This is a genomic window from Bradyrhizobium sp. Tv2a-2 (assembly GCF_000472425.1).
Taxonomy (GTDB): domain Bacteria; phylum Pseudomonadota; class Alphaproteobacteria; order Rhizobiales; family Xanthobacteraceae; genus Bradyrhizobium.
Map to the genome: position 1 here is coordinate 16,393 of NZ_AXAI01000006.1, position 14,601 is coordinate 30,993.

General features: G+C 55.7%; 9 protein-coding genes. 8 read left to right on the forward strand and 1 reads right to left on the reverse strand.

The window, feature by feature from the left end:
- The first annotated feature begins 1,229 nt into the window (after positions 1-1,229).
- The 8 genes from A3AI_RS0113335 to A3AI_RS0113370 all read left to right on the forward strand — a co-directional run bounded on the left by A3AI_RS0113335 (position 1,230) and on the right by A3AI_RS0113370 (position 11,621).
- Positions 1,230-3,185 carry a heparinase II/III family protein gene (locus A3AI_RS0113335; protein ID WP_024516055.1) on the forward strand — a complete coding sequence of 652 codons (1,956 nt, stop codon included), beginning with the start codon at positions 1,230-1,232 and terminating at the stop codon, positions 3,183-3,185.
- A 256-nt stretch (positions 3,186-3,441) separates the two neighbouring features.
- Entirely contained in the window at positions 3,442-4,236 is a 795-nt protein-coding gene (locus A3AI_RS0113340; RefSeq protein ID WP_024516056.1) for a WecB/TagA/CpsF family glycosyltransferase, read from the forward strand.
- A 3-nt stretch (positions 4,237-4,239) separates the two neighbouring features.
- A complete protein-coding gene (locus A3AI_RS0113345; RefSeq protein WP_156927766.1) occupies positions 4,240-4,611 on the forward strand; it encodes a hypothetical protein in 372 nt (123 codons plus the stop codon).
- Positions 4,612-4,669: 58 nt separating this feature from the next.
- Positions 4,670-6,574, forward strand: a complete 1,905-nt coding sequence (gene asnB, locus A3AI_RS0113350; RefSeq protein WP_245286881.1) for an asparagine synthase (glutamine-hydrolyzing) — start codon at positions 4,670-4,672, stop codon at positions 6,572-6,574.
- A 310-nt stretch (positions 6,575-6,884) separates the two neighbouring features.
- A complete protein-coding gene (locus tag A3AI_RS42645) occupies positions 6,885-7,910 on the forward strand; it encodes a glycosyltransferase family 4 protein (protein WP_198030108.1) in 1,026 nt (341 codons plus the stop codon).
- 1 nt (position 7,911) lies between these two features.
- Positions 7,912-9,033, forward strand: coding sequence for a glycosyltransferase (locus A3AI_RS0113360; protein ID WP_024516060.1), 1,122 nt, complete (start codon positions 7,912-7,914; stop codon positions 9,031-9,033).
- Between the two features lie 449 nt (positions 9,034-9,482).
- Positions 9,483-10,394 carry an AAC(3) family N-acetyltransferase gene (locus A3AI_RS45235; RefSeq protein WP_024516061.1) on the forward strand — a complete coding sequence of 304 codons (912 nt, stop codon included), beginning with the start codon at positions 9,483-9,485 and terminating at the stop codon, positions 10,392-10,394.
- A gap of 51 nt (positions 10,395-10,445) precedes the next feature.
- Complete coding sequence (locus A3AI_RS0113370) at positions 10,446-11,621, forward strand: hypothetical protein (protein WP_024516062.1); 1,176 nt, start codon at positions 10,446-10,448, stop codon at positions 11,619-11,621.
- A 523-nt stretch (positions 11,622-12,144) separates the two neighbouring features.
- Here the strand turns inward: A3AI_RS0113370 and wecB are convergent.
- A complete protein-coding gene (gene wecB, locus A3AI_RS45240) occupies positions 12,145-14,394 on the reverse strand; it encodes a non-hydrolyzing UDP-N-acetylglucosamine 2-epimerase (RefSeq protein WP_024516063.1) in 2,250 nt (749 codons plus the stop codon).
- Positions 14,395-14,601: the final 207 nt, after the last annotated feature.

Genomic DNA, 14,601 nt, shown 5'->3' on the forward strand with positions numbered 1-14,601 from the left:
ACTCAGCCCTCGCTACCACTGAGCCCTGTGAGAGCCGCTTTGATTAGTTCGGTTAGTGGCGGCGTCTGGTTCGACAATCAGCGAATGCAGCTGGCTGCAAGCAACTTTGCCCTTGTAGAGCAATTCCAAGTTCGGACCGCGCTCGATGGCGTTATCGAGGATCGTCAGCCTGCTTCCGCGTCGAGGTCCGGCCGATGCTGCATACATCCTGTCCGCAGTGAGTAACGATCAACATCGAGCAGCTCCGCTCGTTAGATTGAGACCGTTGGGATAACGAAGCACCGCCATCTCCCGGGTCATCCTCCAACGGCGCGAATAAGGATCGCAATCCGGAGCTATGTCCGCCAGGTTGAGTGCGGTATCGATCACCGCGTATGCCTTTGAATTTTTCGGCTCTGTGATGTGCCCCCTGCGCGCGCCCTCAGGTAGGACGTCAACGCGACATGATCGCGAAGCCCAAGTAAAAGACTATCCAAGAAATTGATGTCACTCTTGTAGTATCGAGCGGTCCAGGGCTCCGGCCTCATGTAGACCGTTCTGCGATGATCCGACCGTCAGACTTCCGGCTATCGGCAGCTGACAGGCCCGGCCTTGCCCGCGAACGTCGTGCCCCGCCGCCAGCACACCAGACCGGTCCACAGCTCTATCCTTTTGGATTACCGATTCTCGATCTCCGGAAGGAGCGAGACCAGCCGATCGGGGAATGGACGGCCTTACGGTGATTTGTACAGATATGTACGGCTCCCGCGTTGGCTTGCAAACAAGGCTTGTGAAAAGCGAAACGAAATCCAATGAAGAACCGGCTCGTACTCCTAAAGTTATTATCTTAGCTTCCCCCGGACGCGGGGTTAAGGTGGATCGATCGTAGGATGAACCGTCCGCGGCGCGACACGGATTCATCCCCTTCTAATCGTCCAACCAGCTGATATCGAGGGACGCGCTTCTGCGTTCGGTCGCTTTATAGATGATCCAGATTTGAAATGGCTTGGGAAGATAGGAGGGCTCTTGCATCGAACGCGGTTAGAGACATTGATCTTTAATCGAATTATTTCGAGCGGCGTCCAACTTGGTCGGCGCTACAGGCCGAAACTTCGATAAGCTTTATTGGATCTGAAACTTGGCGCTTGAGCCCAGGAATGATAGGCTTAACACTGATTTCCGTTCAGGTCGTTTTGAGTTAGTCGAGATACCAAGATTCGGTTGCCGCGATACAACCATGTGAGGCGTTTTTGAAATCCGTTTTAGGCCGAGCCGCCTGGTACCGTGACCGCCTGTCGGCTATGAGTGCGGCGGAGATTGTTCACCGCCTAGTCGAAACTGCCAATAAGCAAACTGCGCGGTGGCATAGTGGCGGGTGGGAAGGGGTTGAGTCATTTGGTCCGTTGACCACCATACCTGGCATTCGTTCCCGGATTATCGCCTCTTCATCGGATCTATCCGCTCTCATAAGCTGCGAAGCGGACAACGTCCGCGCCGGCCGTTTTTGCCTGCTCGGTGAACGCTGGCCGAAGCCTTCTTTGATTCCACCGGATCCATGGTTCTGGCGTATCGATCCTGAGGACGGCGAGCCATTTCCGCAATGGGACTCCTATGCCTTCGATATTTCGGTCCGGCACGGCATAAGCACGCGGGATATGAAGCCCATTGCGGAGCTCAATCGACTGCAATTTCTGGTTCCTCTCACCGCCGATGCGTTGGTCAAGAAACAGCACGAGTTCGTGCTTTTGGCTGGTATGATTAGGTCATGGATGGCGGGCAATCCACCGTTTCGTGGACCAAGCTGGATCTACGGTATCGACGTCGCACTTCGTATCATCTCGGTCGCGGTGACGCTCTCGATGCTCGGGGCCGATCGCCTTGACGACGATACGCGCAGTGTGGCGCTTCGCTTCTTCTTTGCGCATCTCGACTGGATCAAGCGATTTCCGTCACTGCATTCTTCCGCTAACAATCATCGGATCGCCGAGCTTGCCGGGCTGGTTGTCGGTTCGATCATGGCTCCGGGATTCCCCGATGCAGAGGCGTTGCGCGAGAACAGCTGGCGCGCGTTGCTTGCGGAGATTGATCAGCAAATTCATCCGGATGGCGTGGGGGCTGAACAATCGCCCAGCTATACTGCGTTCTCGATTGAGCTGTTTCTTGTTGCGGCCACCGCTCTTGGACGCGAAGGCAGCCTGCCAGCAACTACCGTGGATCGGCTTTCCGCGTGGTCGGAGTATTCCCTTTGGCTGATGGATGCCGATGCAAAGGTGCCCGCGATCGGAGATTGCGACGATTGCCGAGTTATTGCGACAACACAGGCGCCTGAGCCAAGATACGTCGCCTCCGTTGTTGCAGCCGTTTCGAACTGCGTTGGCCGCCCGGATCTTGCTCCACCGGCCAAAGATTTAAGCATTCGCGATGTAATCCTGGGATCCGCCGCGATAGCACCGGCACAACGTGTTGGAATGCGCTCATTTAGGATGGGGGGCTACTCGATTATCCGAAGCAGGCATAAGGATCCTGCCGTTCTGACATTTGATCACGGACCAATTGGCTATCTGTCAATTGCTGCTCATGGCCACGCAGACGCGCTTTCTATCTGGCTATCTGTAGGCAGCCAACCGGTTATCGTAGACGCCGGAACGTACCTATATGGTCCGAATAGGGAGGTGCGGGACCAGTTCAGGGACACCGCGGTTCACAACACTTTGAGTCTTTTCGGGACTGGATCAAGTCGTCCATCTGGGCCGTTTAATTGGGCGAGCAAGGCGAATGCGCGCCTCATATCATCCGAAACTTCTCCAATTACGCGGGTAGTGGCTGATCACGACGGCTATGTCGGGCAATATGACGCAAGACACCGGCGCACAGTGGAGTTTGATGACGTTTCGCGGTTCACGATTATCGACGAACTCGTCGGAGTTCCCACGAATAGAAGCGTTACAGTATCGTTTCTTATTGACCCGAGTTGCCAATCAACAGTCGAGCCGGATCGGAGCGGGGTGCTGATTACACGCAGCAATCTTCAACTCGTTCGAATAGCAAGCGCCGGCCCATTGAAGGCTAGAGTAGTTCGGGGCGACCAAGCGACAGGACTTGGTTGGTTGTCGCCATCCTATCGCGTGCGCGTCCCTACCGATCAGATTCTTTTCGAGGGGCATCTCCGCGATACCACGTCGACCATCACGATTGAGGTTCTCTAAAGCCCAGGGATGAGCGGTGCCGATCGCTTAGCTTCCGCAGCGCCGGCGGATGAGGTCTGGCCTCAGTGCTCACTTTACGGGCTTACGTACGCGGCAGCGGTCGAGATCTAGTTCATCGCCGGTACTCACAATTGGGTAGCCACTCAGCCCCCGGCACCAACCCCTTTGCTTACATTTGCTCTGCCCCCCCAACGCTATCGTAGCTGCATGAAAGCTGGACTTGGCTACGTCGGGATGCAGCGGGCGGAGGGCAGTGATGCGTGCGTCATTTCTAACATGCCCCATTGATGTCCTGACGATGGCCGATACAGTCGAACTTGCACGCAGTGCTATGCATAGCCAACAGCGTCTGCAACATGTCGCGCTCAATGTCGCCAAGTTCGTCAGTATGCGGTTTGATCCGGTGCTCGCTGCCGACGTCGCCAGTAGCGATGTGATCAGCATTGATGGCATGGGCATCGTGTGGGGCGCGCGGGCACTCGGCCTGCCGGTCAAGTCGCGCGTGACCGGCATCGATCTGCTCACCGAGCTTCTTGCATTGTGTGAAAGGGAGGGCTTCAGACCATATTTTCTCGGAGCGACACCCGCCGTGTTGCAAGAAGCCGCGCGGCGAGTCCTCGACAAGCATCCTTCGATCGTGTTCGCCGGCCTCAGGGACGGCTATTTCACGCGCGAGCAGGAGGCCCACGTGGTCTCTGAAATTCGGTCCAGCCGCGCCGACTGTCTTTTTATCGGCATGCCGTCGCCGCGGAAGGAGCGCTTTCTTGCGTCCCATCGCGATGCGCTCGGCGTCTCGTTCATCATGGGTGTCGGTGGTTCGTTCGATATCCTTGCGGGCGCGGTACGGCGGGCGCCGGTTCGCATGCAGCACCTTGGGCTCGAATGGCTGTACCGCGTCTATCAGGAGCCAGGGCGCATGTGGTGGCGGTATGCCAAGACCAATACGGTGTTCGCCGGCATCCTGGCCCAAGCCATTCTACGCCAGACCCTAGGCATGAGACCGTCAGCGAACGGCCCCCTGCCGCCTGGAACAAGCCGGGTCGGAGGGTGAGGCGTGCAGAAGTACTTTCTCATTTTGTTAGGTATGCGTCCGGAAGCGATCAAGCTATTTCCAGTGATCAACCGTCTCAAGGGCCAAAGGTGTATCGCCATCACCGGCTGCGCCACTGCGCAGAATCGGCACCTGCTCGACCCGCTCCTTAGGCTGACCAAAGTAGTGCCGGATTTGGATTTGAACCTGATGGCGACCAACCAGATGCTCAATGATCTCGCCGCTTGGCTATTTTGTTCTATTGGCCAGGTGTCAAGCTGCCTACGGCCGACCAAGACCGGCCTCGTGCATCATCGCATCCCGGTCTCCCGCCCGGAGGCGGGCCTGCGGAGCGTGGACATCTATCTGCCGTGGCCGTATGGCGCATTCGCATAGCTAGATCGCCGCGGTCCCAAAACGAACACCAGAACGAGCATATGCCGGCTATCACCTGATGGTCGTCCAAATAAGGCCTTTAGCCATGTGTGGGATATTTGGATGGGTTCTTGAGGCCGCCAAGCATCAGGATCGCAAGACTCTGATCAGCCTGACCGATCTGATGTCTCATCGAGGGCCGGACGGCTCGGGCTACCGGCTTCATGAGACGTTCGATGAGAGATTTCAAATCGGCCTCGGCCACCGCCGGCTTTCGATTATTGACATTGGTGGCGGCGCGCAACCAATGTCGAGTGAAGATGGCCGCTTCACGCTAACCTTCAATGGCGAAATCTACAATTACCTCGAGCTGCGACAGGAACTCGTTGCGCTTGGCCATCGCTTTCATACGAACTCGGACACTGAAGTACTAATCGAAGCATATCGCGCTTGGCAACTCGACGCAGTGCGTCGATTTCGCGGCATGTTCGGCTTTGCGCTATGGGATGAAGCAGAGCAGCGTCTCATACTTGCCCGCGATGCCTTCGGCAAAAAGCCACTGTTTCTGGCCGAGCTGCAGGGCGGTCTTCTCTTCGGATCGGAGATTGAGCCGCTCGTTCAGTTTCCGGGCTTCAGCCGAGCGTTCGATTTCGAAGCACTGGGCCACTATCTTCTTAATCGCTATGTTCCGGGGCCTCTCACGTTCTTTCGTGCAGTGAGGAAGCTGCAGCCTGGTCATTATGCCGTATGGCAGAAAGGAACGCTCAGAACGACACGCTATTTTACACCACCAGTTGCGACGACGATGCCTGAGGTCAAGTCATTCGGTGATGCAGTTCGCTTGTTCGAAGGCACGTTCGACGAGGCTGTCCGAATTCGCATGCGTAGCGACGCACCTTTCGGAGCCTATCTTTCGGGTGGTGTCGACTCGTCGGCGGTCGTTGCGACCATGGTCAAGCATAGTATGGAGCGCGTGCGAACGTTCTCAGTAGGCTTTCGGGAAGCGGAGTATTCGGAGCTCGATCACGCACGTTCCGTTGCAGCTCAGTTTGGCACATTTCACAATGAACTATTCGTCGAGCCCGATACCTTCATGGAGCATTGGTCAACTGCCGTCTTACGCCGTGGTGCGCCGGTGAGCGAGACATCTGACATTCCGATCTATATGCTTTCGGAAATGGCCTCTCGTAGCGTGAAGATGGTACTCACGGGAGAAGGCGCCGATGAGTTGATGGGGGGATATCCGAAGCATCGGGCTGAGCGGTGGATAGGTCTGTACCAATGGCTGATGCCACACTTGCTTCACGAGCGGGTAATCTATCCACTGGTACGTTCATTGCCGTATGGGATGCGGCGCGTAAAGATTCTTGCATTGGCCGCGGGCGAGCGCGACCTGGTGAACCGTATGCGGGTCTGGTTTGGCGGCACTTCAGTTGCTGAAGCTGAGGCGATGCTTGGGCGCGGCCTCTCGGCAACGCCGCCGGACGTCTATCCATACTCGTCTGGGCTCGAATCTAGTCTACGGCGTACATTATTCTTCGATCAGACTTCCTGGCTCCCAGATGATCTGTTGGAACGCGGCGATCGAATGATGATGGCGGGGTCGATCGAGGGGCGGATGCCATTCATGGATACGATGTTGGCCGGCGTCGTGGCGCGCTTTCCGGATGAGTTTCTGACGGGAGGCAAGGGCGGCAAGACCGTGCTGCGGGCCGCAATGGACAAGATTCTTCCGCAGTCAATCCTGCGGCGGAAAAAGGTCGGATTCCGTGTGCCCGTCGGAGAGTGGTTTAGGGGCCCTTACCAGGATTTCGTACGGGACATGCTCACGAGCGAAAGTTCGAGTGTAGCGCGGATGATAAGCGGCCCCAAACTTCGTGGGCTTGTCGCAGAGCACCTTAGCGGTCGACAGAACCACGAAAAGGTCCTTTGGTCGGTGATCAATCTTGAGATGTTCTTGCGTACTTTCAAGATCGCAACATGAAAAGAGCGGCTGCTGCCTCTTGTATGCGTCCGCGGAGCGGGGCCAATCGAATTATTGTTCGACGCCAACCTCCAAATCAAGTCGGAGTATCGACGTGGCATGATTTTAGATCTGAGCAGACATAGAGCGAAATTAGCGCTTGAGTCCCGGGGATAAGAGTTTGAATATGACGACGTCGTTGGTTTGCGACCGGACACAGACAGACAAAGCTCGCGCTAGCGAAACGAAATCCGTTGAAAAGGCGGCCGGTCCGGTTCATGTGGTCATCCTTACTCCCGCCGGCACAGGTGGCCAGGGGGGGATAGTTCGTATGATGGCCGAACTGCGATGCGCGCTTCGGGTGGATCGCTTCGCAAACATAAAGGTCAGTTTTGTCACAACTCGAGGTCCTGGCTCGATACTATTGTCGCCCTTATTTCTTGCGCAGGCAATTGTACGTCTGGTGCTGCTTCGGCTGCTCGGACGAGCGGACGTTGTACATATAAATCTGTCAGCGTTCGGCAGCACGTATCGCAAGCTCATCTTGGCCCGCATCTCAAGAATTTCCGGATTGCCATATGTGCTCCATCTACATAGCGATCAGTTCGATCGGTTTTGGGATTCTCAGGGCAGTATTCTGAAGAAAGAAATAGACCTGATGTTTCTCAGGAGCGAAAGGATTATTGTGCTTGGCAATTACTGGAAGAGGGTTGTTTCTGACAGAGTACCGGATTGCTCTGCAAAGATTATCATTGTTCCGAATGCCACACGAGCAGCTGGCTTCAGAGATCCAAACATCATGAAGCAGGCGGCCGACATTCTTTTTTTGGGACGACTCGGATTAAGAAAAGGTGTGCCCGAGCTTGTGAGGGCGTTGGCGAGTTTGGGTTCAAAGTCCGGCTGGAGAGCCACGCTCGCGGGTGACGGGGCGGTGGGCGATACCAGAGCCGCAGTGGAGCGAGCGGGACTTGGTGATCGTGTATCGGTGCCAGGCTGGGTCGGTCCAGCGCAGGTTGAGGCACTTTTGCGCGCGGCCAATATTTTGGTGCTCCCATCCTTTAGCGAAAATCTTCCGATGTCGGTGATTGAAGCCTTGGCTCACGGCGCGGCCGTCGTTTGTACCCCGGTGGGGGCTCTTCCAGATCTCATTGAGCACGAGAGAACTGGACTGATCGTCGAACCCGGTGATGTCGAGGGACTTGCTTCTGCATTGGGGCGCCTCATTGACGATCCCGAATTGAGACAGCGCTTGGGGGAAAACGGCAGGACTTTACATAAGACCCGGTTAGCCATCGAAATCTGCGCTGAACGCCTCGTTGCGATTTGGACTGAAGCAGTCCACCCGGAAGAGCGCTGACATGCGTATATTACACTTTACTGAGTCTCTACGCCGGGGAGGGAAAGAACGACAAATCGTCGAACTGTTGAGGGGGCTTTCCCGTCACAGTGACATAAAGTCATTCGTCGCGGTTACGGACGAGGACGAGGTTCGTTACGAAATTGACCGTGAATATGCGCAAATTATTCAGCTCGTTCGGAGAGGCAAGAGAGATTTGCGCCTTTTCAAGAGTTTGTACGAGCTGGTCTTTGATTTGAAGATAGATATCATTCACTCTTGGGGCTCGATGTGCTCCATTTATGCGGCCCCAGTTGCGAAATTGTGCGGCACAGCTTTCGTGAACGGCTTTGTGCGAGACGCGCCGCCGCATATGACGCTGTGGAACAGAAATTATTCAAGGGGCAAGCTGACTATTCCATTTTCGGACATTGTTGTCGCCAATTCGCGCGCGGGCCTGGCTGCCTACGATATTCCCGAGCGCAAAGGTGTATGTATCTACAATGGGTTCAATCCTGAAAGAGTCGTCAAATTAACGGACGAGGCAGAGCTTCGTAGCAGGTTGGGAATCGCGACCCCCCACGTTGTCGGGATGGTTGCTAACTTCACGCCTAATAAGGATTATGCAATCTTTGTCGAAATGGCATGCCGCATTTGCCATCTTAGGGATGATGTTACGTTTGTGGCTGTCGGCGACGGTGAAAAGTTGCGGCAAGTGCGCAATAGCGTCCCACCAGAACATTCGTCGCGGATAAAATTTCTCGGACGGCGGAACGATGTGGAAAGTATCGCTAATCTGTTCACTGTGGGAGTTCTCGCTACCAACAGCAGTGTACATGGGGAGGGTATTTCCAACGCGATTACCGAATGCATGGCGCTGGGTAAACCAATTGTAGCAACAAACGATGGGGGCACTCCTGAATTGGTCCTGGAAGGGCGGACAGGATTTCTTGTGCCGAGCCACGACGCTGGGGCGTTGACGGATCGTGTGCTGAAACTGCTCAACAACGTTGAGCTTGCCAATGATTTCGGTATGAAGGGGCGTCGGCGAATTGAAACAGCGTTCTCGCTCGATGCGATGACAGACGCGTATCTCCGCCTTTATCGTGGGTTGGCGGATAAGAGGGGCACGCGCGCCATATAAACCCGAGCCCGCAGACTCTGCAAGATTGGATGGAGTCCCTCGCCTCGGGAGGGACAGACCATGAAGCCGAGCCGTTTCACGTGGCGAAAATTACCATAGGCGCTTTTGGATGATTCCGCAGCGGCTTTGTTCAGTCGATCCTTCTTCAATTTCAATTCGACCGATCGCGCCGTTAGTGAGTGGTGTCTCAATCATCAACGCGGCGATACCCGACCACAGCCCGGCTCAATAGCTCCATGGAGGTACCACACTTGGAAGCGCGGGCCGTCCAACATCCACTTCCGCGCTGCCGACTTAGCGAGTGCTGTCGGCTAGATTGCCAATCAAACCGAGGCGGAACATCTTAAGCGGTTCGCGTCCTCGAACCATGAAATGGAAGGCTTTGGCCATGAGGTGAGGGAAGTCGAGTTCCGCAACCTCGCTCCGGGCACCAGGAAGGAATAAAGGAATTGAGCCTGAAGAAAGAAGCCTTTTACCTACTGCGCCGGACGACCTCGATACAGATGCGTCAGTATCTCAAGTCGCGGCTATGGCGGCTACGCCTAAAATGCGGCCCCCTGATCCAAGCATGGAACGGGAGCTTCTCGACCGCCGAGCTTGAGCACGAGATTCGCCGGCATCTGCCGGACGATTTCGACATTCTGATGGTACACTGTTCTTACAACAGCCTGACCCCAATGTATCGCGACGATCCCGGCAAACTGCTCAAGACCTTCCTGCGCATCACAGGGCCCGATCGAACGCTGGCCATGCCCGCCTTCTTTTTCGGAGCTCCTGAGAAGTACTATCTCGACTACTATCGCGACAATCCACTGTTCAACGTGCGGCGCACGCCGTCCCAGATGGGAATTGTGAGTGAGCTATTTCGTCACTTAAAGGTCGTCTTGCGCAGCCTCCATCCGACCCACAGCGTCTGCGCGTTGGGACCTCTTGCCGAAGAACTTACCCGTAGCCATCATCTGAGCTCCGCTGAGTGTGGGCCACTGTCACCGTTCGGGGTGATGGCGCGATACAAGACAGTGATTCTCGGCGTCGGAACCGAGTACTATCGTAGCCTCACGCAGGTTCACGCCATCGAGGATCACATGGGTCCTGACTTCCCCATCCCGCGCGAACGCGAGGAGCCCATCAGCGTTACCCTGATCGACGGTGCAGGCCTGCATATTCCGTACGTGATGTCGCCGCCTCTCTCGCACAAGTTCGTGCTCAGGATCGAGCGGCTGGCCGGATTCCTTCGCCCGGGCGTGCTAACGGCATGGAAATACAAGGGCGTTCGGCTCTACTGCGTTGAGGCCTCGGAGATTAATCGCGCGCTTGGAGCCGCCGCCTCGTCCGGCAAAACGCTATATGTCGCAGCCTAGGCGGCCTCGCGACAAAGCGCGCCTTTCTGTATTGCGAGCAGGACACCGATAATGATGCTGACACATTTTGCCGCCGAGAGCGTCCGCGACTTCCTCCGCATTAGGTTCCCGGGCCATAAGACGTCGGAGCGACTGACGGATGATCGATGTCACCTTGAGGCGGCGGTCGCGTTCATCACGCGATCCATAGAGCAGGGGACAGGGTGCGCTTCCTCGAAGGGGTATAAGGTTGGCAAAGGATGGCTGCCTCCGTATCGAGAGACCACCGGGTACATCATACCGACACTCCTCGATGTGGCTGATCACCTCGAACGACCCGATTTGGCCTCGACCGCGGAGCGCCTGGGCGAATGGCTCTCAGAACGGCAGGAGCCGAGTGGCGGCTTTGTCGAGGGCGATCTCTGGCCAGACACCAAGCCGATCGTCTTCAATACCGGCCAAATCCTTCACGGATTTAACGCGCTGATTTTGCGTCGTGGACGGCAAGACCTCGTCCCCCACGCGCGGCGGGCGGGTGACTTCCTAGTCTCATCTGCTGACGAAACGGGATCCTTCGTGCGCAACGAGCATCACGACATGGTGCACTCGTACAACGTCAGAAGCGCCTGGGCGCTCCTGACCCTGGGTAGGCTGCTCGGAGAAACGAAGTATGAAAATGTCGCGCTCGCCAATGCCGACTGGACGGTAGCGCAACAGGTGGCCAACGGTTTCTTCCTTAACAACGTGTTCCAGCCAGGCTGGAACGCCAACACCCATGGCATTGCCTACGTGCTCCAAGGGTTAATCGAGATCCACTGCATTTCGGGACGGGCGTCCTACCTCGCTGCCGTTCGCCGCGCAGCGGAGAGCATCGTTTCGGTCTATGGCACCAAACGCTACCTGGCTTCCGAGATCGACGAAAACTGGGAGCCCCTCGCGCGGCATTTGTGCCTCACAGGGTACGCACAATTGGCAATCGTGTTCTTCAGGCTCTACGGCCTGGATGGTGACAAGCGATTTCTCAACGTAGGGCTCAGTCTGCTCGACGACGTTGCTGCGACGCAGAATGTGACGTCGCCGGCGAAACCCTACTATGGCGGAATCAAGGGCTCATTCCCCTTCTACGGCCGCTATGCCCCTCTGCAATATCCGAACTGGGCAACCAAATTCTTCATCGATGCACTGCTCGCGAAGCAAAGAGCGCTGGCTGGTCCCACTGGTCGATCGACCCAACTGTCAGCTAGTTAGCTCGCGATCGCGTGCACGTTGGCGGTCCGATTACGACAACGCACGACCGCGCTCGCAACTCGGATCGAAGACTCCGTCTACTTGGTTTGGCGCCGGCGCGATGTAGTGTCAGCCGACGCGGCGCTGCTCGGCCCAAGTGAGGATGGCGCAGCAATGCACTTGCGCGTGCATGACATCCGTTTCGCCCAGGAGGAGGAAAGGGCCGCTCGCCTGCCTTTCCGGGACAAGCGGCTGACCGTCGCCAGCTATCTTCTCGATCGACGGCGAACGGGCTCTCTACGACGGCCGTGTGGATCGATGGAGATATCGGGTAATCAGGCCCGAGAAGATCCACCTTTTGACCTCGGGTCGATGCGATCACTTGCCTCGAGGGTCGGAACAGTCGAACTGGCTGCCTAGCGCCTCGATTGTAACCTTGTCCATCGAGAGAAATAACTTCTGCAACCCCAATCACTATGACTGCATGGATCGTGCGCCAGTGGGTACGCCCACCGCGAACTTTGGGGGGGCGTAGTTCGAGAATTCAAGAGTCGCATGGGACCGCGTTGATCATTTGGTCAAAAGAAAGCAGCGGAGAATCAAACTTCTTCGATGAGTAGACTTTATGACCAGAAAGGACAATCAACACGTCCGCCCAACCGTCCACCTTCTCGATGGGGAAGAGTTCGAAATCCCAATCTTTTACCAGGGGATCGTGGCAGCGGACTTCGTAGTGTTTCGAAAGAATCTTTGCAATTTCCAAAACTGGCGTCTCGCGAGCATCGTCGACGTCCGGCTTGTAACTCACTCCCAAAATGCCGATTTTCTTAACGGACGGGCCGATCTTGTCTTGAATTCGCGCGACCGTATGCTTCGGCATCTCGTCGTTCAGTTCTCGTGCGGTCCTAATAAGGTTCAGACCGCAGATGTCTTCGGTCAAAAACCAAGGATCGATAGCGATGCAGTGGCCTCCTACGCCGATCCCCGGTTGCAAAATGTCGACCCGCGGATGTTTGTTCGCAAGCGTGATCGCGGCCGAGATATTGAAGCCGAACTTATCGGCAATCAGCGAAAACTCGTTTGCTAAAGCGATATTGACGTCGCGGAACGTGTTTTCCATGAGCTTTACGCACTCAGCGGTTACCAAATTCGTTCGGTGAATCGTTCCCTTCGTGAAGGTCGAATAGAGGTTCGCCGCTCTCTGTGCAGCCTCCGGCGACGTGGCACCGATGATTCGATCGTTGTGCACGATTTCATGTAAGGTGTTGCCTGGAATCGCGCGCTCCGGACAGTGCGCGACTTCGACTTTCAAATGCTTGGATCGGAGAAGTGGAAGTATGATTTCTTCACAAGTTTTCGGCTTGATGGTCGACTCGATGATGAGGAGATTCCCGTCTTTCATGACGGGAAGCAGTCTGTTAACGGCTGAAAGAACGAAAGACAGATCGCATTTCTTTTTTTCGTGCGGGGTCGGTACGGCCACAACGAAAACGTCCGCCGCGATAGGCGTCGTCTGAGCTCTGAAGTTTTCGGTCTTCAAAGCCGTGGTCAATAGCTCTTGAATACCTTTTTCATCGAACGGGCTGCGGCCTCCGTTGATCTCATTCACTTTCTTTTCGCTGAGATCAAAGCCGGTAACCTTCACGCCCGAGTTTGCCAAGAGGAGGGACGTCGGAAGTCCCATGTAACCAAGACCTGCAACGCAAACAGTATCCTGCGTTTGTGGAGCCAACCGCAAATGGTGACCCATGACGATGTCAAGTATTCTCTCGGCAGAGTGGCCATCTCCAAAAGGATTCGTCCAGGATGTAATCGGACGATTGAGAGCGGCGACCATCGCCTCAGCGTTTCGGTGCACCAAAACATTCGCGCCGACGTCCACGGTTTCGGGCCGTTCCGTGCGATCGCGAATGGTCACGCAAGGTACACCGAGGATACAGGCTTCCTCCTGGACACCGCCGGAGTCCGTAATGACGGCCCTGCAATTCGAAAGCAAGTTCAGGAAATCCGAATAGCCGACGGGATCGGTCCAAGCCAGGTTCGTTGGCAAATCGACCTTGTTTTCTTTGAGAACCTTCTGAGTGCGGTAGTGGATCGGCCAGCATACTTTACCGGGTATTCTCGTGATCAGCTGGATGATTTCCTTCAGCGCATCCGGGTCATCGACGTTTGCGGCCCGATGGGACGTGAGAAGGTAATACCCCTTCTTTTGCAATTTCAATTCAGAGAGAACCTGACTGTTTATCTCCGCTTGAACCCGATGAGAAAGTAAAGCGTCGACGATCGTGTTGCCGACCATAAAAAGTTTCGACTCCGGCAAACCTTCTTTTTTCAGGTTGCCGACCTGCAAGTCAGTAACGGCAAATAAGTAATCCGAGATGTGGTCCGCTATAATGCGGTTGCTCTCTTCGGGCATGGTTTGGTCGAACGAGCGCAATCCAGCTTCGATGTGCCCGACTTTGATATGAAGTTTATGCGCCGCGAGTGCGCCAGCAACCACCGTATTGGTATCCCCTTGAACGAGCAGTACGTCGGGTTTCTCGGACATTAAGATCGGCTCAAGTTCGATCAATATGCGGCCTGTTTGGTTCGCGTGCCCGCCGGAGCCGACATTCAGATTGTATTTGGGAGCCGGAAGATCGAGTTCAGAGAAGAAGATTCCGTCGAGTTTCTCCGAGTAATGTTGCTTCGAGTGGATGATGAAGTAGTGGAGCCTTCGCTTCCGGCATTCGCGAATGACCGGCGCCATTTTGATGATCTCTGGACGGGTTCCCACGAGAATTGCGATTTTCATCTATTCTCCTTTAGCGGCTTGAGCACGACCAGGCTCGTCGGCGCATCAACGGCTATGGATGTGACCAGCTCGATGTCTGTCGAATTGCTGGCCCGCCGCTCTACAATGTCTCGGCCGACATGACGTCCGTTAGAGGAGAACAGCCCTTGTTCGTCGTATTCGAACATTGCCCTATACGTCTTGAACCACTGTCGTTGGCGTTACGGT